This window comes from Azospirillum formosense (assembly GCF_040500525.1).
GTDB classification, from domain to species: Bacteria; Pseudomonadota; Alphaproteobacteria; order Azospirillales; family Azospirillaceae; genus Azospirillum; species Azospirillum formosense_A.
This window is the reverse complement of sequence record NZ_CP159402.1, coordinates 2,657,080-2,675,197: the sequence shown is the minus strand read 5'-3', so window position 1 is coordinate 2,675,197 and position 18,118 is coordinate 2,657,080. Positions and strand designations below refer to the sequence as shown.

General features: G+C 69.4%; 17 protein-coding genes. 8 read left to right on the top strand and 9 right to left on the bottom strand.

The features are described from left to right. Positions 1–82 precede the first annotated feature (82 nt). From ABVN73_RS12760 to ABVN73_RS12750, 3 genes are all read right to left on the bottom strand, one after another. Positions 83–925: a DUF1206 domain-containing protein gene (locus ABVN73_RS12760; protein ID WP_353858305.1), complete on the bottom strand. Its 843-nt coding sequence runs from the start codon at positions 923–925 to the stop codon at positions 83–85. Between the two features lie 104 nt (positions 926–1,029). Beyond that, complete coding sequence (locus tag ABVN73_RS12755; RefSeq protein ID WP_353858304.1) at positions 1,030–2,235, bottom strand: murein transglycosylase A; 1,206 nt, start codon at positions 2,233–2,235, stop codon at positions 1,030–1,032. Positions 2,236–2,248: 13 nt separating this feature from the next. After that, a complete protein-coding gene (locus tag ABVN73_RS12750; RefSeq protein ID WP_353859484.1) occupies positions 2,249–2,923 on the bottom strand; it encodes a Tim44/TimA family putative adaptor protein in 675 nt (224 codons plus the stop codon). Between the two features lie 242 nt (positions 2,924–3,165). On the opposite strand from ABVN73_RS12750, the gene ABVN73_RS12745 reads away from it, so the two are divergent. Together ABVN73_RS12745 and secB are read left to right on the top strand one after the other, a co-directional pair. Then, a complete protein-coding gene (locus ABVN73_RS12745; protein ID WP_353858303.1) occupies positions 3,166–3,771 on the top strand; it encodes an FxsA family protein in 606 nt (201 codons plus the stop codon). Between the two features lie 100 nt (positions 3,772–3,871). Further along, entirely contained in the window at positions 3,872–4,369 is a 498-nt protein-coding gene (gene secB, locus ABVN73_RS12740) for a protein-export chaperone SecB (protein WP_035670309.1), read from the top strand. A gap of 152 nt (positions 4,370–4,521) precedes the next feature. On the opposite strand, the gene rho is transcribed toward secB, so the two are convergent. After that, entirely contained in the window at positions 4,522–5,778 is a 1,257-nt protein-coding gene (gene rho / locus ABVN73_RS12735) for a transcription termination factor Rho (RefSeq protein ID WP_094301393.1), read from the bottom strand. 360 nt (positions 5,779–6,138) lie between these two features. On the opposite strand from rho, the gene ABVN73_RS12730 reads away from it, so the two are divergent. Beyond that, the gene (locus ABVN73_RS12730; RefSeq protein ID WP_353858302.1) at positions 6,139–8,880 is read left to right on the top strand and encodes a cation-transporting P-type ATPase; all 2,742 of its coding nucleotides are present in this window, start codon (positions 6,139–6,141) and stop codon (positions 8,878–8,880) included. Positions 8,881–8,896: 16 nt separating this feature from the next. Here ABVN73_RS12730 and hemJ read toward each other — a convergent pair whose 3' ends face one another. Then, positions 8,897–9,325 carry a protoporphyrinogen oxidase HemJ gene (hemJ, locus tag ABVN73_RS12725; protein ID WP_038530217.1) on the bottom strand — a complete coding sequence of 143 codons (429 nt, stop codon included), beginning with the start codon at positions 9,323–9,325 and terminating at the stop codon, positions 8,897–8,899. A gap of 52 nt (positions 9,326–9,377) precedes the next feature. Then, entirely contained in the window at positions 9,378–10,403 is a 1,026-nt protein-coding gene (gene hemE, locus ABVN73_RS12720; RefSeq protein ID WP_353859483.1) for a uroporphyrinogen decarboxylase, read from the bottom strand. Between the two features lie 448 nt (positions 10,404–10,851). On the opposite strand from hemE, the gene ABVN73_RS12715 reads away from it, so the two are divergent. Genes ABVN73_RS12715 through dnaQ form a run of 5 tightly spaced genes read left to right on the top strand, consistent with a single transcriptional unit; the run spans position 10,852 to position 14,465 of the window. Beyond that, entirely contained in the window at positions 10,852–11,700 is an 849-nt protein-coding gene (locus ABVN73_RS12715; RefSeq protein WP_353858301.1) for a pyruvate, water dikinase regulatory protein, read from the top strand. Next, positions 11,697–12,305: a nucleoside triphosphate pyrophosphatase gene (locus ABVN73_RS12710; RefSeq protein WP_353858300.1), complete on the top strand. Its 609-nt coding sequence runs from the start codon at positions 11,697–11,699 to the stop codon at positions 12,303–12,305. Before ABVN73_RS12715 ends, ABVN73_RS12710 begins: the two co-directional genes overlap by 4 nt. Further along, a complete protein-coding gene (locus ABVN73_RS12705) occupies positions 12,302–13,141 on the top strand; it encodes a shikimate dehydrogenase (RefSeq protein WP_353858299.1) in 840 nt (279 codons plus the stop codon). The genes ABVN73_RS12710 and ABVN73_RS12705 overlap by 4 nt, the downstream gene beginning before the upstream one ends. Before the next feature lie 9 nt (positions 13,142–13,150). After that, complete coding sequence (gene coaE, locus ABVN73_RS12700) at positions 13,151–13,795, top strand: dephospho-CoA kinase (RefSeq protein ID WP_353858298.1); 645 nt, start codon at positions 13,151–13,153, stop codon at positions 13,793–13,795. Next, the gene (dnaQ, locus tag ABVN73_RS12695; RefSeq protein ID WP_353858297.1) at positions 13,788–14,465 is read left to right on the top strand and encodes a DNA polymerase III subunit epsilon; all 678 of its coding nucleotides are present in this window, start codon (positions 13,788–13,790) and stop codon (positions 14,463–14,465) included. The genes coaE and dnaQ overlap by 8 nt, the downstream gene beginning before the upstream one ends. 39 nt (positions 14,466–14,504) lie before the next feature. Here the strand turns inward: dnaQ and ABVN73_RS12690 are convergent, their stop codons facing one another. The 3 genes from ABVN73_RS12690 to ABVN73_RS12680 are packed head-to-tail and all read right to left on the bottom strand — an operon-like array spanning position 14,505 to position 18,042. Further along, complete coding sequence (locus ABVN73_RS12690) at positions 14,505–15,479, bottom strand: quinone oxidoreductase (RefSeq protein WP_353858296.1); 975 nt, start codon at positions 15,477–15,479, stop codon at positions 14,505–14,507. A 21-nt stretch (positions 15,480–15,500) separates the two neighbouring features. Continuing rightward, the gene (locus tag ABVN73_RS12685) at positions 15,501–16,019 is read right to left on the bottom strand and encodes a methylated-DNA--[protein]-cysteine S-methyltransferase (protein WP_353858295.1); all 519 of its coding nucleotides are present in this window, start codon (positions 16,017–16,019) and stop codon (positions 15,501–15,503) included. A 4-nt stretch (positions 16,020–16,023) separates the two neighbouring features. Then, positions 16,024–18,042, bottom strand: coding sequence for a thioredoxin domain-containing protein (locus ABVN73_RS12680; RefSeq protein WP_353858294.1), 2,019 nt, complete (start codon positions 18,040–18,042; stop codon positions 16,024–16,026). Positions 18,043–18,118: the final 76 nt, after the last annotated feature.

The window sequence follows — 18,118 nt, the reverse complement described above, 5'->3', positions numbered from 1 at the left end:
CGATCCACGTGAAACATCGGCCTGAAACGGAAGGGCGCCGGGGAAACCCTCGGCGCCCTTTTCCTTTGGTCCGGTGCCGTGCTCACACTATGGCGCGGATCTGACGCTCCGCCGCCTCGCCGTCGATGCGGCAGTAGACGGCCTGGACGACGCTGAAGGCGCCGAAGGCGAACAGCCCGGCCGCCACGATCCCGAGCAGCCAGGGGCCGTAGGGCTGCTGCTGAAGGAACTGCAGAGCCTTCAGCAGCCCGCCGGACTCCGACGAGTCCGACTGCCACGCCGCCACCAGGAAGAAGCTGCCGACCACCGCGAAGACCAGACCCTTGGCGGCGAAGCCGAAGCGGCCGATCGGGCAGATCACCTTCATGGTGTCCGGGTCGGCGTCCAGCTCGCGGCGGAAGCTGGCCTTGTAGGCCTTGACGGCGTGGGCGACGGCGGCGCCGATGATGGCGGCCCCAACCGCGGCGACCAGGACGCGGCCCATCGGCTTGGCGAGCAGCCACGCCGTCCAGTCATGCGCCGCGGCCTCGCCGTCGCCGCGTCCGCCGCCTTGCCCGGCCAGCAGCTTGATGGCGAAGACCGCCAGACCGGCGTGGATCACCCCGGCGACGACGAAGCCGGCGCGGACCACGATCCCCTTGGGCGAGGTCCCGACGTGATCGACGTCGAGCACCGCCTGCATGATCCGCCACAGCGCGTAGCCGGCGAGCCCGAGCGCCGTGAGCGCCAGCAGGACCGAGCCGAAGGGATTCTGGAACAGCTCGACCAAGGCGCCCTTGGTGTCGGTCGGCCGGTTGCTGCCGTAGGCCGCCGTGACGGCGAACCAGCCGACGATCAGATAGACGAGGCCGCGCGCGGCGTAGCCGAGCCGCGCCAACCCTTCGATTTCGTTGAGCCTGTCGATTTGCCGTTGCAGCGGGGTCATGGCCCCCTCCCCCCGTGTGTCAACCCGAACCGCTGAGAGCGGCGCTGGTTGACACAACCGAAGCCGCTGCGCTTCGGTTCCTCAGCGGGGGAAACGGGCGGCGGTCAGCTCGCCGGAGCGACCGTCTTGGGCAGCAGGACGTAATACTCCCCGGCGCTCTTCATCACGCCGGCCTTGGCCTCCGCCTCCGGACCGTGACCCCAGAAGACGTCGCCGCGGACCGGGCCGCGGATGGCCCCGCCGGTGTCCTGGGCGATCAGCAGGCGGCGCAGCCGCGTCTGGGCGTCCAGCGGGTCCTCGGCGTCCAGCCAGACCGGCACGCCGTAGGGAAGGAACTTGGAATCGATGGCGAGGCTGCGCCCCGGCGTCAGGGCGACGTTCTGGGCGCCGTTCGGCCCTTCCCCCTTCAGCTCCTGGAAGAAGACGTAGGACGGGTTCTTGTTCATCAGCGCCGCCGCCTCGCCGGGGTTGGCCTGCAGCCAGGCGCGGATGGTCTGGAGCGACACCTCCTCGCGCTTCAGGGCGCCGCGGTCGATCAGCTCCCGCCCGATGGCGACGTATTTGTGGCCGTTCTGGGCGGCGTAGCCGACGCGCGTCTCGGTCCCGTCGGGGAAGCTGACGCGGCCCGACCCCTGGATGTGCAGGAAGAAGGTGGCGATGGGGTCCTGCAGCCAGACCAGCTCCAGCCCCTTCCCGCTCAACGCCCCGGCCTCGATGGCCGCACGGTCCTCGAAGGGCTTCAGCCGGCCGGCGGTGACGCGCCCGGCGATGCGCTCGCCCTTCCAGCGGTCGGCGAACTCGCCGAGATCGACCATCACCAGATCGGCGGGGCGCTTGTAGAGCGGCACCGGAAAGGCCGGGTCCGGCGTCCGGCTGCCCTTCAGCTCGACCTCGTAATAGCCGGTGAAGAGGCCCCGCCGCTCGGCGTTGTTGGCCGCGGCGTAGGGGGTGAACCACGTCTCGAAATAAGCCCGCGCCGCCGCGTCGTCGCCGGGCGGCAGCCTGGCCAGCTCGGCGCAAGGGCCCTGCCAGTCCGCCGCCTTGCCGCCGACCCCGTCCGGGCCGATGGAACGGTCGGCGGCCAGCGCCTTGACCTTCGCGCAGGACCGCTGGAAGGCCGGAACGGCCTCCGCCACGCGGTCGGCGCTCCAGCCGGGCAGCGCCGTGAAGGCGACCGGGGTGAGGACCAGCTTCTCGGGCGGCGGAGGCGGCGGCGCCTTGGCCTCCTCCTCCTTCCGCTCGCAGCCAATGAGAAACGCCGCGGCAAGGACTGCCGCGGCGCTGAGACGAACAACCGGAAGAGAGAGCATCAGAACCGATCGGTCATTGAGGGGTGCGGGTTTCGACGAGCGCCCAGTTCGGGTCGCTGGCGCGGGTGTTGCGGGCGAAGGTCCAGATGTCCACGGCCTCGACCACGGCGTTGGGATCGCCGTCCACCACCGCGCCGGCGCTGTTGCGCACGACGTTCATCTGCTCCGACACGAACTTCACCGTGACCAGGGCGGTGCGGCCGTCCATGCGGGCCTCCACCACGTCGGCGTCGGTGATCGTCTCGATGCGGGTCTCCAGCGTCTCGCCCGCCGCCTGGCGCTCGCGCACCGCGCGGGCGAAGTTGTCGTAGACCTCGTCCGAGAGCAGCGGGCGCAGGGTGGCCGTGTCGCCCTTGGCAAAGGCCTCCACGATCATCTGGAAGGCGCCGCGGGCGCCCTGAAGAAAATACTTCTCGTCGAAGCTGGGGTCGGCGGCCTTGATCTGCTCCAGCGCGGTGGCCAGCGACACGGGCTCGTCCGGCGACGGGGCGGCGTTCGGCAGGGGCCGCTCGCGGTTGGGCATCGCCACCACGTTGTCGGGCTGGTTGTTGGGGCGGGCCGTGAAGGGGTTCGGCCGCTGACGTTCCTCACCGGTGCGGCGGCCGAGCACGCTGCGCAGCCGGTACACGAGAAACGCCGCGATCATCGCGAAGATCAGGATCTCGACGAACACAAACCCATCTCCCATCATCCATCCTTCCGGGTGACTGAAGGCCGGCCCCGAAAACACCGGCCCCGCTTGATCCACTACTGGACCCTCCGGCGGGTGAGCATTAAGTGTACCGGAACGGTGCCGGGACCAGTTCCCAGCTCGCCCTCTCCGCCGAGGATTTCACCCGATGACCCGTGCCGGAGCTGTTCTTCCAACCAAAGATCGGGTGCGTACCCTGGTGTAGATAGGCCCTTGGGGTTGAAAGAGCAAGGACGGCCATGAATCCACTGTTGCTGTTGTTCCTTTTGCTGCCGATCGCGGAAATCGCGACCTTCATCGAGGTCGGCGACTGGATCGGTGCCGGTCCGACGGTCGGGCTGGTCATCCTGTCCGCCATCCTCGGGTCCGTGCTGATCCGCTGGCAGGGCCTGTCCGTGCTGAAGCGCGCGCAGGCGGCGGCGGAGCGCGGAGAGAGCCCGGTCGGCGCCGTGTTCGAGGGATTCTGCGTCGTCGTCGCCGGCCTGCTCCTGATCATTCCGGGCTTCCTGACCGACATCGTCGGAATCCTGCTGTTCGTGCGCCCGATCCGCAACGCCTTGGGCCGCTGGCTGTTCGACCGTATGAAGGGGGTCGCCTCCTACCAGATGGGCGGACGGATGGGCGGCCGGACCTGGAGCAGCGGCGGCCCCGCCGGGCCGCAAGGCGGTCCGGCACACCGCCCGCCGCCGGGTGTGATCGACGTCGACTACCAGGAGGTCGACCCCGACGGCGGCCGCCCGGGAGGCGTCGGTCCGGCGGACCGCGACGGGTCGGACGACATGCCCAGGCTGGGTGACTCCCGCTGGGCGCCACCCGGTTCGCCCCACCGCAACGACCGCGGGTGAAACGCGGCGGTTTCACTTTGTGGAGCCGGCGGTTCCGTGCTAGCCAGCGGGTCTTGAAGACCTTTCCATCGTGATGCCGCCCCGCGGCCAGGAGTTGTCCATGTCCGATCAGCAGATCAACGGTCAAGATCAGGAAGCCGCCTCGTCGCTGCCGATGCATGTGCTGGCGCAGTATGTGAAGGACCTGTCCTTCGAGAACCCCAACGCCCCGCAGAGCCTGCTGCCCGGCCAGCCGCAGCCGCAGGTCAACATCGGCGTGGACGTGCAGGTCCAGCCGATGGGCGAGGACGTCTACGAGGTCGTGCTGAAGCTGCATTGCGAGGCCAAGCAGGCCGAGGCGACGGCCTTCCTGGTCGAGGTCGCCTACGGCGGCCTGTTCCAGCTGCCCGGCCTGCCGCAGGAGCATCACCGCCCGGTGCTGCTGATCGAGGCGCCGCGGATGCTGTTCCCCTTCGCCCGCGCCATCGTCGCCGGCTGCACCCAGGACGGCGGCTTCCCGCCGCTGATGATCAACCCGATCGACTTCGTCGACCTGTACCGCCGCCAGACCGCCGGCCAGCAGGCCCAGGCCGAAGAGGCGCCGCAGTCGCCGTTCTGATGACGCGGTCCTGACGGCAGCGTCCTGATCCGGGCCATCGGTTTCGGACAAACAAAAAGGCGGGAGGCTCCACCGGGGCCTCCCGCCTTTTTTCTTGCCCTCCCCCGCCCTTCGACATGACGGGGGAGAGAAAACCACCGGCAACTGGTTCGCTACTGGTTCATGGACTCGAAGAATTCCGAGTTCGACTTGGTGTGCTTCAGCTTGTCGACCAGGAAATCCACCGCGTCGGTCACGCCCATCGGCATCAGGATGCGGCGCAGGATCCACATTTTGGAGATGGTGCCCTTGTCGACCAGCAGTTCCTCCTTGCGGGTGCCCGACTTGGAGATGTCGATGGCCGGGAAGGTGCGCTTGTCGGAGAGCTTGCGGTCCAGCACGATCTCGGAGTTGCCGGTGCCCTTGAACTCTTCGAAGATCACCTCGTCCATGCGGCTGCCGGTGTCGATCAGCGCGGTCGCGATGATGGTCAGCGAGCCGCCTTCCTCAATGTTGCGGGCCGCGCCGAAGAAGCGCTTCGGGCGCTGCAGCGCGTTGGCGTCCACGCCGCCGGTCAGCACCTTGCCCGACGAGGGAACGACGGTGTTGTAGGCGCGGGCCAGACGGGTGATGGAGTCCAGCAGGATGACCACGTCGCGCTTGTGTTCGACCAGGCGCTTGGCCTTCTCGATGACCATTTCAGCGACCTGGACGTGGCGCGTCGCCGGCTCGTCGAAGGTGGAGCTGATGACCTCGCCCCGCACGGAGCGGGCCATGTCGGTCACCTCTTCCGGACGCTCGTCGATCAGAAGGACGATCAGATAGGCTTCCGGGTGGTTGGTCGCGATGGAATGGGCGATGTTCTGCAGCATCACGGTCTTGCCCGTGCGCGGCGGGGCGACGATCAGCCCGCGCTGGCCCTTGCCCAGCGGCGCCACGAGGTCGATGATGCGGCCCGTGAAGTTCTTCTTGGTCGGGTCGTCGACTTCCATGCGCAGCCGCTCTTCCGGATAGAGCGGGGTCAGGTTGTCGAAGTTGATGCGGTGGCGGACCTTGTCCGGCGCATCGAAGTTGATCGTGTTGACCTTGAGAAGGGCGAAGTAGCGCTCGCCGTCCTTGGGCGCGCGGATCTGCCCCTCGACCGTGTCGCCGGTGCGCAGGCCGAAGCGGCGCACCTGGCTGGGGCTGACGTAGATGTCGTCGGGGCCGGGAAGGTAATTGGCCTCCGGCGAGCGCAGGAACCCGAAGCCGTCCTGCAGAACCTCGAGCACGCCGTCGCCGTAGATCGGAACATCGTTCTCCGCCAGCTGCTTGAGGATGGCGAACATCATGTCCTGCTTGCGCAGCGTGCTGGCGTTCTCGATCTGCAGTTCCTCCGCGAACGCCAGCAGTTCGGCGGGGCTCTTGCACTTCAGCTCTTGGAGATGCATGGGGGTGCCTTAAGGGAATCGGTCATGCGAGGGGGAGTGCCAGAGGTCCCGGGCCGGCGCAGGGTGCGTCGGTTGAGCGTCGAACGGCGCTGAAGGCGGGGAATGCCTGTCGGACGTCGCGCCCAGATCGTTGGGGAGGGACGGAACGGCGGATGTGGGATGGGTGCCCGCGAGGCTTGCCGCCCCGTGGTGGGAAAGATGGTTAGCGGAACGCCGTCTGCAAGTCAAATGAAAGCGAATTCTTGGAAACGAGGTGGAATCTTGCGCATCCTCGTCCGGGTCATGATGCCGCATCCCCTGTTATCCAGGCCACCGGGGCACGACCTGGGCGTTTAGGACAGAAACGGTTTGGTTGAAATCATGAGCCCGCATGACCGTTCCGGACCCGGAATCATCGTTGCTCCCGAAGCCTCCACCGACCCCCTGCCCTGGCACGCCCAGCGACCGGAGCAGGCCTTGGCCGCGCTGGACAGCCCCGACGACGGGCTGGCGCCCGACGAGGCGGCGGAGCGCCGGCACCGGTACGGGCCCAACCGGCTGACCCCGCCGCCCCGACGGTCGGCGGTGATGCGCTTCCTGGCGCAGTTCGACAATCTGCTGATCTATGTGCTGATCGGCGCGGGAGTCGTCACGGTCCTGCTCGGCGAGTTCGTCGACGCCGCGGTGATCGCCGGCGTCGTGCTGATCAACGCCGCCATCGGCTACGTCCAGGAAGGCAAGGCGGAACAGGCGCTGGACGCCATCCGCAACATGCTGTCGCCCCAGGCGGTGGTCCTGCGCGGCGGCCATCAGGTGACCGTCCCGGCGGAGGATCTGGTGCCCGGCGACCGCGTCCTGCTGGCCTCGGGCGACAAGGTGCCCGCCGACCTGCGGCTGGTCCGCGTCAAAGGGCTGCGCGTGCAGGAGGCGGCGCTGACCGGCGAATCCGTGCCGGTCGCCAAGAGCGCCGACGCGGTGGCCGTGGACGCTCCCCTGGCGGAGCGCGGCGGCATGGCCTATTCCGGCACGCTGGTGGCCCAGGGACAGGCCACGGGCGTCGTGGTGGCCACGGGGGACCGGACGGAGCTGGGCCGCATCGGCACGCTCCTGGCGGGCGTGGAGGAGCTAACCACGCCGCTGCTCGCCCAGATGGCCGTGTTCGGCCGCTGGCTGACCGTCGGCATCCTGGCGCTGACCGCGCTGACCTTCCTCTACGGCTCGCTGGTGCAGGGGGAGCCCTGGCCGGACATGGTGATGGCCGCCGTCGGCCTGGCGGTGGCGGCGATTCCGGAGGGTCTGCCGGCGGTGATGACGATCACGCTGGCCATCGGCGTCACCCGCATGGCCCGGCGCAACGCCATCATCCGCCGCCTGCCGGCGGTGGAGACGCTGGGCTCGGTCGGAATCATCTGCTCCGACAAGACCGGCACGCTGACCCGCAACGAGCTGGTCGTGCAGACCGTGGTGACCGCGGCGGGCAACTGCGCGGTGACCGGCACCGGCTACCGTCCCGAGGGCGAGTTCCGGCGCGACGGCAAGGCCCTGGACCCCGGCGCCGATCCCGTGCTGACCGAACTGGCCCGCGCCGCCCTGCTGTGCAACGACGCGGAGCTTCAGCGCGGCGAGGAGGGCTGGACGGTGGCCGGGGACCCGACCGACGGCGCCCTTCTGGCGCTGGGCATCAAGGCCGGGCTGGACGCGCGGGAGGAGGCCGCGAGGCGGCCGCGTACGGACGTCATCCCCTTCGAATCCGAGCACAAGTTCATGGCCACCCTGCACCACGACCATGAGGGGCACGGGCTGCTGTACGTCAAGGGCGCGCCGGAGCGCGTTCTGTCCATGTGCGCGCACGTACGGGCCGCGGACGGCGGCAGCGCGCCGCTGGACATGGGCCACTGGCTGGCGCGGGTCGAGGATCTGGCGTCGCGCGGCCAGCGCGTGCTGGCGCTCGCCGGCCGCCCCGCTTCGCCCGGCCAGACCGTGCTGGACATGGACGACGTGCGGGAGGGGCTGACCCTGCTCGGCCTGTGCGGCTTCATCGACCCGGCGCGGGAGGAGGCGGTGGCGGCGGTGGCCCAGTGCCAGGCGGCGGGAATCCGGGTGAAGATGATCACCGGCGACCATGCCGGCACCGCCCAGGTCATCGGGCGGCAGTTCAACCTGTCCGGCGACGCCGTGTCGGGGAGCGAGCTGGACCGCCTCGACGACGCGGCGCTGGTCGCCGTGGCGCGTGACTCCGACGTCTTCGCCCGCACCACGCCGGAGCACAAGCTGCGCCTCGTCCGCGCGCTCCAGACGGCCGGCTACACGGTCGCCATGACCGGCGACGGGGTGAACGACGCCCCCGCCCTGAAGCGCGCCGACGTCGGCGTCGCCATGGGCTGCAAGGGCACGGAGGCCGCGAAGGAGGCCGCCAGCATGGTGCTGGCCGACGATAATTTCGCCTCCATCGCCCATGCCGTGGAGGAAGGGCGGACCGTCTACGACAATCTGCGCAAGACCATCCTGTTCATGCTGCCGACCAACGGCGCCCAGGCGCTGGTCATCCTGGTCGCGGTGCTGGCCGGCTACACGCTGCCGATCACCCCGGTCCAGATTCTCTGGGTCAACATGGTGACGGCGGTCACGCTGGGCCTCGCGCTCGCCTTCGAGCCGCCGGAGGCCGCGGTGATGACGCGCCCGCCCCGCCCGCAGGACGAGCCGATCCTGCCCGGCTTCCTGATCGGGCGCATGGTGCTGGTGATGGCGCTCCTGGTCGCCACCAGCTTCGGATTCTTCCTGCTGCACGAGGGCCACGGCGACCCGACGCCGGTCGCCCGCACCATGGCGGTCAACGCGCTGGTGATGGGGGAGATCTTCTTCCTGCTGAACGCGCGGGCGGTCACCGCCTCGGTGCTGAACCGGCAGGGGCTGTTCGGCAGCCGGCCGGTGTGGATCTCCATCGGGCTGATGCTGGTCTTCCAGCTCGCCTTCACCTACGCCCCGCCCCTGCAGAGCCTGTTCGGCACGGCGGCGGTGGACTGGACCCAGTGGGTGGCCATGACGGCGGCCGGTCTGGCCATCTTCCTGGCGGTGGAGGCGGAAAAGGCGGTCACCCGCCGGATGATCGGGCGGCGGGGCTGACCGCCGCCCCTCGCCGTCAGAACGGCTTCACGATCACGAAGATGACGATGCCGATCATCAGCAGGGTCGGCGCCTCGTTCCACATACGGAAGAAACGCTGCGGGCGGGTGTTGCGGTCCGCCTCGAAGTCCTTGCGCCAGCGCGCCATCATCATGTGGGTGCCGGTCAGGGCCAGCACGAACAGCAGCTTGGCGTGCAGCCAGCCCTGCTTCATCCAGGCCGGCTCCATCACGATCATCGCGATTCCGAACAGATAGGCCGCACCCATCGCCGGATTCATGATGGCGCGCAGCAGGCGGCGCTCCATCACCTTGAACCGCTCCGAGGATTCGGAACCCGGCGCCGTCTCGCAATGGTAGACGAACAGCCGCGGCAGATAGAGAAGCCCGGCCATCCAGGCGATGATGCTGATGACGTGCAGAGCCTTGACCCAGAGATAAAGCACTGGAATCCCCTTCCCTTCCCATTGCGCGCTTTCGTCGGAACTCGCCGGGGCCTCAGCCCCGGTTCGGCCAGTCCTTGATCAGACGGGCCAGCTCGGCCACGTGTTCCGGCGGCGTGGTCTGGATCACGCCATGGCCCAGGTTGAAGACGAAGGGCTTGCCGGCGAGCGTTTCCAGAATCTCCGAGGCGGCATTGCGCAGGGCCTCGCCGCCGGCGGCCAGCATGATCGGGTCGAGGTTGCCCTGCACCGGCAATCTGGATTGCAGATTCCCGGCCGCCCAAGCCACCGGGACGGTGGTGTCGAGCCCGACCGCATCCACCCCACTGCCCACCACGTACTCCTCATAGGAGAGGCCCGCACCGCGCGGGAAACCGATGACCGGAATCGCGGGGTGGCGCGCCTTGATGAGATCGACGATCCGCCGCGTCGGCTCGATCACCCAACGGCGGAACTCGCCGGCCGGCAGGACGCCCGCCCAGCTGTCGAACAGCTGCACGACCTCGGCGCCCGCCTCGATCTGGGTGCACAGATAGTCGGCGGTCACCTCGACCAGCAGATCCATCAGCGCGCCGAACCCGGCGGGATCGCCGTAGGCCCAGCGCTTGACGTGCGCGTACTCCTTGGACCCCGCCCCTTCGACCATGTAGCAGGCGATCGTCCAGGGCGCCCCGGCAAAGCCGATCAGCGTGGTGTGCGCCGGAATCGCGCTGGAGAGGCGGCGTACGGTCTCGTAGACCGGCTCCAGCCGCTCGTGGAAGCGGTCGCGGGACAGGCGCTTGAGGTCTTCCACGCTTCTCACAGGGTCCAGCTTCGGCCCCTCGCCTTCCAGGAAGGCCAAGGGCTGGCCCAGCGCGTGCGGCACCACCAGGATGTCGGAGAACAGAATCGCCGCGTCCATGTCGTAGCGGCGCAGCGGCTGCAGGGTCACCTCCACCGCGTGGTCGGGGTTGTAGCACATGTCCAGAAAGCTGCCGGCCTTGGCGCGCAATTCCCGATATTCCGGCAGGTAACGGCCGGCCTGGCGCATGAGCCAGAAGGGCGGGCGCTGACGCACCTCGCCGGCGAGGGCGGCGAGCATCGGCTTGGCAATCTTGGACACGGCCTCGGACACGGCGGATCGTTCCCCTATGAGTGAATCGGGTCTGCGGGTTGTCTCCCCTCTACTCAGTATTCTTTTTAAAGAGAGAAAGGAAGAAGGGGTGGTGGGTGCCTGTGGAAAACGGGAATCCCCGCTTTGCGCGGAATCGTCCACAGGCGGGACGGCGCGCTGTGGACGAATTCCGGATTCTGTGGACGACTCCGGACGCTTTCGCCGGAAATGGCGGAAATGCTATATCGGGAAGCATGGGAATCCCGTGGATAACATGGTCCGCGGGAGTCATTGTACCCATGTTCCGGAGAGGGCGCGCGGATTGTCCCGAAGGGGGCGCCAGCGGGGGCGACGAGTCCCGCCCGGAGGGACAGAATCCAGGAGATCCCCGTTGTCCACAGATTCGGGCGGGTTCTCCACAACACGTTGGGGACGGATGAGACAGTTCCACCTGCATCTTGTGTCGGACGCGACCGGCGAGACGATCAACAGCGTCGCCCGCGCCTGCGTCATCCAGTTCGACGATGTTCGCCCGGTCGAGCATTTCTGGAATCTCGTGCGGACCGAGCGCCAGCTCGACATGGTCCTGGAGGGCGTCCAGGAGAATCGCGGCCTCGTCATGTTCACGCTGGTCGACGAGAAGCTGCGCCGCCGTCTCCAGGACTTCTGCCGCGAGGTGCAGGTTCCCTGCATCCCGGTGCTCGATCCGCTGATCAACGCGCTGGCCGCCTTCCTCGGCGTGGAATCGCAGCGGCAGCCCGGCCGCCAGCACGCCTTGGACGCCGAGTATTTCGGGCGCATGGACGCGATGGACTTCGCGCTGGCCCACGACGACGGCCAGTCGAGCTGGGATCTGCACGAGGCCGACGTGATCCTGATGGGCGTGTCGCGCACGTCGAAGACGCCGACCTGCATCTATCTGGCGAACCGCGGCATCAAGGCGGCGAACATCCCGATCGTCCCGGGATGCCCGATGCCGCCGGAGATCGAGAAGCTGACCCGGCCGCTGGTCGTCGGCCTGACCAAGGACCCCGACCGTCTGGTGCAGATCCGCCGCAACCGGCTGAAGCTGCTGAACCAGAACGAGTCCTCCACCTACGTCGACCCGGAGGTGGTGCGCGCCGAGGTCACCGACGCCCGGCGCATGTTCACCCGGCGCGGCTGGCCGGTGATCGACGTGTCGCGCCGTTCCATCGAGGAGACGGCGGCGGAGATCATGATGCTGCTCGCCCGCCGCCAGACCGGCGGCCTGCCCGGCGTCGCTCCCGAAGGTCCCGCGACGTGAGCGGAGCGGTTCCCACGGTCGTCCTCGCGTCCGGCTCCCGCACGCGGGCCGAGATGCTGGAGCGCGCCGGGGTGCGCGTCACGCTCGCCCCCGCCGCGGTGGACGAGGAGGAGATCAAGCTGGCCGCCCGCGCCGAGGGCGCCCCGGTCGAGGATGTGGCCGAGGCTCTGGCCGAGCTGAAGGCGCAGCGCGTCACCCGCAAGCATCCTGGAGCCCTGGTGATCGGCGCCGACCAGATGCTGGAGTGCGAGGGCCGCTGGTTCGACAAGCCGGCCGACCGCGACGCCGCGCGGGCACAGCTTCAGGACCTGCGCGGCAAGACGCACCGGCTGGTGAGTTGCGCCGTGGTGATCCGTGACGGCGAGCGGCTGTGGCACCATGTGGACCGCGCCCGCCTGAGCATGCGCCCGTTCAGCGACGCCTTTCTGGAGTCCTACCTGAACGCGGCGGGCGACGACGTGCTGGGCTCGGTCGGCGCCTATCACCTCGAAGGGTTGGGTGCCCAGCTCTTCCATCGGGTGGACGGCGATTTCTTCACCATTCTCGGGCTGCCGTTGCTGCCGCTGCTCGGGTTCCTGCGCGTGCATGGGGTGATTGCGGAATGACGATCAGCGGCAAGGCGAAGCTGGCCGGGGTGATGGGCTGGCCGATCGGTCATTCGCGCTCGCCCCGGCTGCACGGCTATTGGCTGGAGCAGTACGGCATCGACGGCGCCTATGTGCCGCTGGCCGTTCCTCCCGACCGCATTGAGCAGGCCATCCGCGCCCTGCCTGCGCTGGGCTTCCGCGGCTGCAACGTGACGGTGCCGCACAAGGAGGCCGCCTACCGCGCGGTCGACCGGCTGGACGCCACGGCCAAGCGGATGGGCGCCGTCAACACCATCGTGGTCGGAGAGGACGGGTCGCTGGAGGGCCGCAACACCGACGGCTTCGGCTTCATCGAGAACCTGCGGAGCGGCGCACCGGGCTGGAAGGCCGCGGACGGGCCGGCGCTGGTCATCGGGGCCGGCGGTGCGGCGCGCGCCGTCGTCGCCTCCCTCCTCGACGAGGGCGCGCCGCGCGTCTGGCTGGTCAACCGCACGCGGGCGCGGGCCGACGAACTGGCGGCGGATATCGGAGGCAACATCGAGACCGCCGATTGGGTTTCACGTGAAACCCTCCTCGAAGGGGCGGCGCTGGTGGTGAACACGACGACCCAGGGCATGGCCGGCCAGCCGCCGCTGGAGCTGGACCTGCGCGCCCTGCCCGGTTCGGCCGTCGTCACCGACATCGTCTACACGCCCCTGCTGACCCCGCTGCTGACCGCGGCGCAGGCCCGCGGCAACCGCGTGGTGGATGGCGTCGGCATGCTGCTCCACCAGGCCCGTCCCGGCTTCGCCGCCTGGTTCGGCCGCGAGCCGGAGGTGACCGACGGGCTGAAGGCGGCCGTTCTCCAGGGCTGAGGTCGCGCGATGATCGTCTTGGGCCTCACCGGCTCCATCGGCATGGGCAAGAGCACGGCGGCACGCATGCTGAAGCGCATGGGGGCGCCGGTCTGCGACAGCGACGCGGTCGTGCACGGGCTGCTGGCGCGTCACGGCGCCGCCGTGCCGGCCATCGACGCGGCATTCCCCGGCGTCGTGGTGGAGGGCGCCGTGGACCGGCGGGCGCTGGGCGCCGCGGTCTTCGGCAACCCGGCGGCGCTGAAGCGGCTGGAGGCGATCCTCCACCCGGCGGTGCAGGCCGCGCAGCGGCGCTTCCTGAGGCAGGCGGCGCGCCGCCGCGTCCGCGTGGCGGTTCTGGACATCCCCCTGCTGTTCGAGACCGGCGGGGAACGCAAGGTGGACCGCACCGTGGTGGTCACCGCCCCCTTCCTGGTGCAGAAGTCACGGGTCCTGGCGCGGCCGGGCATGACGCCGGACAAGTTCGCCGCTATTCTGGCCCGGCAGATGCCCGACGCCGAGAAGCGGCGGCGCGCCGACCACATCGTCAACACCGGCGACGGACGGCGGGCCACCCGACGGGCGCTGCGCAACATCCTCGCCGACGTGAAGCGGCGCCGCGGACGGCAATGGCCGCCGCGGGGATACCAGCCCGGACAGGTGGTTCATGCGTGAGATCGTCCTTGATACGGAAACGACCGGCTTCAAGCCCGAGGAGGGGCACCGGCTGATCGAAATCGGCTGCGTCGAACTGCACAACCACGTCGCCACCGGCAAGACCTTCCACTGCTACGTCAACCCGGAACGCGACGTGCCGCCGGACGCGGTGGCGGTGCACGGGCTGACGACGGAGTTCCTGTCGGACAAGCCGCTGTTCAACGACGTGGTGGCGGACTTCGTGGCTTTCATCGGCGACGCGCCGCTGGTGATCCACAACGCCGCCTTCGACATGCACTTCCTGAACTGGGAGCTGCGGATCGCCGGCTATCCGGTGATGCCGAAGGACCGGGCCATCGACACGTTGCTGATGGCGCGGCAGAAGTTTCCCGGCGCGCCGGCCACCTTGGACGCGCTCTGCAAGCGCTTCGGCGTCGACAATTCCAGCCGCACCTACCACGGCGCGCTTCTCGACGCCCAGCTTCTGGCCGAGGTGTATCTGGAGCTGCGCGGCGGGCGGCAGGCCGGTCTGGCGCTGGCCTCCGGCCCGGCAACGGGTGGCCCCGCGGCGATCCGCATCGACCGCCCCTACCGCGCCCCGCGCGCCCACGCGCCGAGCGAGGAGGAGCTGGCGGCCCATGCGGAGCTTCTCAAGAAGCTGAAGAACCCGCTCTGGGCCGCCGAGTAAATTGTTACTCCCTCTCCCGTCGGGAGAGGGTTTCGAACCTTACGGCAACAGCACCGTCGACCCGGTCGTGGCGCGGGACTCCAGCGCCCGGTGGGCCTCCGCCGCGTCGCGCAGCGCGAAGGTCTGTCCGACGTTGATGGTCACCCCGCCGGAATGCACCACCTCGAACAGGTCGGCGGCGCTGGCCATCAGATCGTCGCGCTTGGCGACATAGCTGAACAAGGTTGGGCGCGTGACGTAGAGCGAGCCCTTGGCCGCCAGGACCTGGAGGTCCAGCGGCGGGACCGGGCCGGACGCCGCGCCGAACAGCACCATGAAGCCGCGCGGCCGCAGGCAGTCCAGGCTGTCCATGAAGGTCGTCTTGCCGACGCCGTCATAGACCACCGGCACGCCCTGCCCGTCCGTCAGGTCCTTCACGCGGTTCACGAAATTCTCGCGCGTGTAGACGATGGGATGGTCGCAGCCGGCGGCGCGGGCCAGTTCCGCCTTCTCGTCGCTGCTGACCGTGCCGATGACGGTGGCGCCCAGATGCTTCGCCCATTGGCAGAGGATCTGGCCGACGCCGCCCGCGGCGGCCTGGACGAGGATGGTGTCGCCCGGCTGCACCGCGTAGGTGGAGCGCAGGAGGAACTGCGCGGTCATGCCCTGGAGCAGCATGGCGGCGGCCTGCCGGTCCTCGATCCAACTCGGCAGCGGGATCAGCCGGTCGGCGGGGGCGAGGCGGGATTCGGCGTAGGCGCCGATCAGCGGCGCGTAGCCCACCCGGTCGCCGGGCTTCAGCGTCGTCACGTCCGGCCCCACGGCCTCGACCACGCCGGCGCCCTCGGTCCCGATGATCGCGGGAAGCTGCGGCAGCTTGTAGGCGCCGGAGCGGTGATAGGTGTCGATGTAGTTCAGCCCGACGGCGGTCTGGCGCAGGCGCACATGGCCGGGGCCGGGCTCGCCCACCTCGATCTCGTCCCAGCGCAGCGCTTCGGGTCCGCCGTACTCGTGGATGCGGATTGCGTGAACCATGGTGGTTGGTCCCTTCCCTTTTTATAGAAGCTGAAGCTCCAGCGTATCGCCGGCCTGGTCCGCTGTCACCCGGTACCGCCGCTCGTGGCGGAGCAGCCAGTCCTTGGTCCGCAGGCCGCCCAGCCCGGAATAGCCGCCGGGCGCCCCGCCGCCCCCGACGATGCGGTGGCACGGGATAATCACCGGGATCGGGTTGGCGCCGCAGGCCCCGCCGACGGCGCGCGGCGCCGTTTCCAGCATCCGCGCGACGTCGCCGTAGGTCAGGACGCCGCCGTAGGGAATGGCCTGCATCGCCGCCCAGACCTTCTGCCGGAAGGCCGTCCCACGGGGGGACAGCGGCAGGTCGAAATCCAACCGCGTCCCGGCGAAATAGTCGCGGAGCTGGCGCGCCGCCGCCTCCAGCACGGGGTCCGGCCGGTCGTCGCCCAGCCGTCCCCAGTCGAGCGCCACGACGGCGCCGGCGGCGCTGGTCAGGGTCAGCAGGCCCAGCGGGCTGTCGACGGTCAGGCTGCCGCTGGCCGAATTGCTGGACGTCGCCATGGGGTCATCTCCGGGTCAGGGCAGCGGCCAGCGCGTCGGGCGCGGTCACCGGCGGGGAGCAGGTCATGCCGGTGCAGACATAGGCGGTCGCCGCCCCGCCCTGCATGCCCTTGCCGTGGGCCGGATGCTCGGCGGGCAGATCGGTCCCCGGCGGCAGGACGGTGAGGATGCGGTCGGGAAGCGGCCGGTCGAGCACCGCGCGACGCAGCGCCGCCGTGTCCGGCGCCTGCGGGTCGCCGACGATGACGATCTGAAGGGCCTTCTGGAGAAGTTCCGCCGCGTTCAGATAGGTCGGCAGCGGGAAGAAATTGCGGCTCAGCTCGCCGGAGAACGCGGCGGCCAAGGCGTCCGCCCGCTCCCGATAGGTGTCCTCGCCGGTACGGTGGTGCAGCGTCGCCAGCACGGCCAGCATGGTGCCGTTGCCGCTGGGCGTCGCGGCGTCGCCGGCCGACTTGGTTCGGACGATCAGATCGTCGGCGTCGTCCGCCGTGTAGAAATAGCCGCCGGCCGTGGCGTCCCAGAAATGCGCGTCGAGCACCCGCACCCAGGCCCGCGCCTGCTCCAGGGCGCCGGCGTCGCCGGTCGCCTCGTGCAGGGCGAGCGCGGCGCGCGCCATGTGGGCGTAATCGTCCAGCGTCGCCCGGTGTTTGAGCTGCCCGGCGCGCCAGCTGTGCAGAAGGCGCCCGTCCTCGGTCATGCGGTCGCGGACGAAGGTGAAGGCCCGTTGCGCCGCCGCGATCCACTCCGGCTCGTCGAAGACCATGCCGGCCTGGGCGAGCGCCGCGATCATCAGGCCGTTCCAGTCGGCCAGGACCTTGTCGTCCCAGCCCGGCTTGATCCGCTTCTCCCGCTCCCGCCAGAGGATCGCCCGCTGTTCGGCCAGCGTGGCCTCGGTCTCGGCGTCGAGCGCCTCGATGCGGTGCAGCCGGTTGAGGATCGTCGCCCCCTCCCAGTTGCCCTGCGGGGTGACGCCGTAGGCGCGCTTGAAGACCTCCGCGCCGGGGCCGAGCAGGCGGTCGATCTCCTCCTCGTTCCAGATGTAGAAGAGGCCCTCCTCGCCTTCGCTGTCGGCGTCCTGGGTCGCCGCGAAGCCGCCGCCCTCGGCGATCATCTCGCGCAGCACCCAGCCCACCGTTTCACGGATGCGCGCTTCGAACAGAGGCTCCCGCTCCGCCTGCCAGACCAGGGTCATCAGGTCGAGAAGCTGGGCGTTGTCGTAGAGCATCTTCTCGAAATGCGGCACCAGCCACATCTCGTCCACCGAATAGCGGGCGAAGCCGCCGCCCAGATGGTCGTAGATGCCGCCCTGGCTCATATGGGCCAGCGTGTTGGTGACCGCCTCGCGGTACGGCTCCTTGCCGGTGCGCAGCCAGGCGCGCCACAGCAGCGTGAAGATCGGCACTTGGGGAAATTTCGGGGCGTGGCCGATGCCGCCGTGGAAGGGATCGACCTCGCGGACCAGCCGGTCGGCGATCTGGTCGAGCATGGCGAGGTCGACCTCCCCCGCCGCCCGGTTCTCGGCCAGCTTGCCCAGCGCGTCCTTCAGGGCGCTGACGTTGCGGGTCACGTTCTCCGGCTTGTTGCGGTAGGTCTCCGCCACGCCGCGCAGCACGTCGGGGAAGCCGGGCCGTCCGTAGCGCGAGGCCGGCGGGAAATAGGTGCCGCCCCAGAAGGGCTCGGCCTCCGGCGTCAGGAACATGGTCAGCGGCCAGCCGCCCTGTTGCCCCAGCATGGCCAGGGCCGACTGGTAGATCTGGTCGACGTCCGGCCGCTCCTCCCGGTCCACCTTGATGTTGACGTACAACTCGTTCATCAGCGCGGCGATCTCCGGGTTCTCGAAGCTCTCGTGCGCCATCACGTGGCACCAGTGGCAGGCGGCGTAGCCGACCGACAGCAGCACCGGCTTGTTCTCGCGCTTGGCCCGTTCGAAGGCGTCGCGACCCCAGGCCATCCAATGGACGGGGTTGTCCTTGTGCTGAAGCAGGTAGGGGCTGGTCTCCCGGCCAAGCAGGTTCGCGGGCATCGCAGGCGTTTCCGGTCTGTGGCGTGGTTGGGAATAAACTGGCGCGGCGGTGCCGTTGCGCCAGGGCTTCCTATCT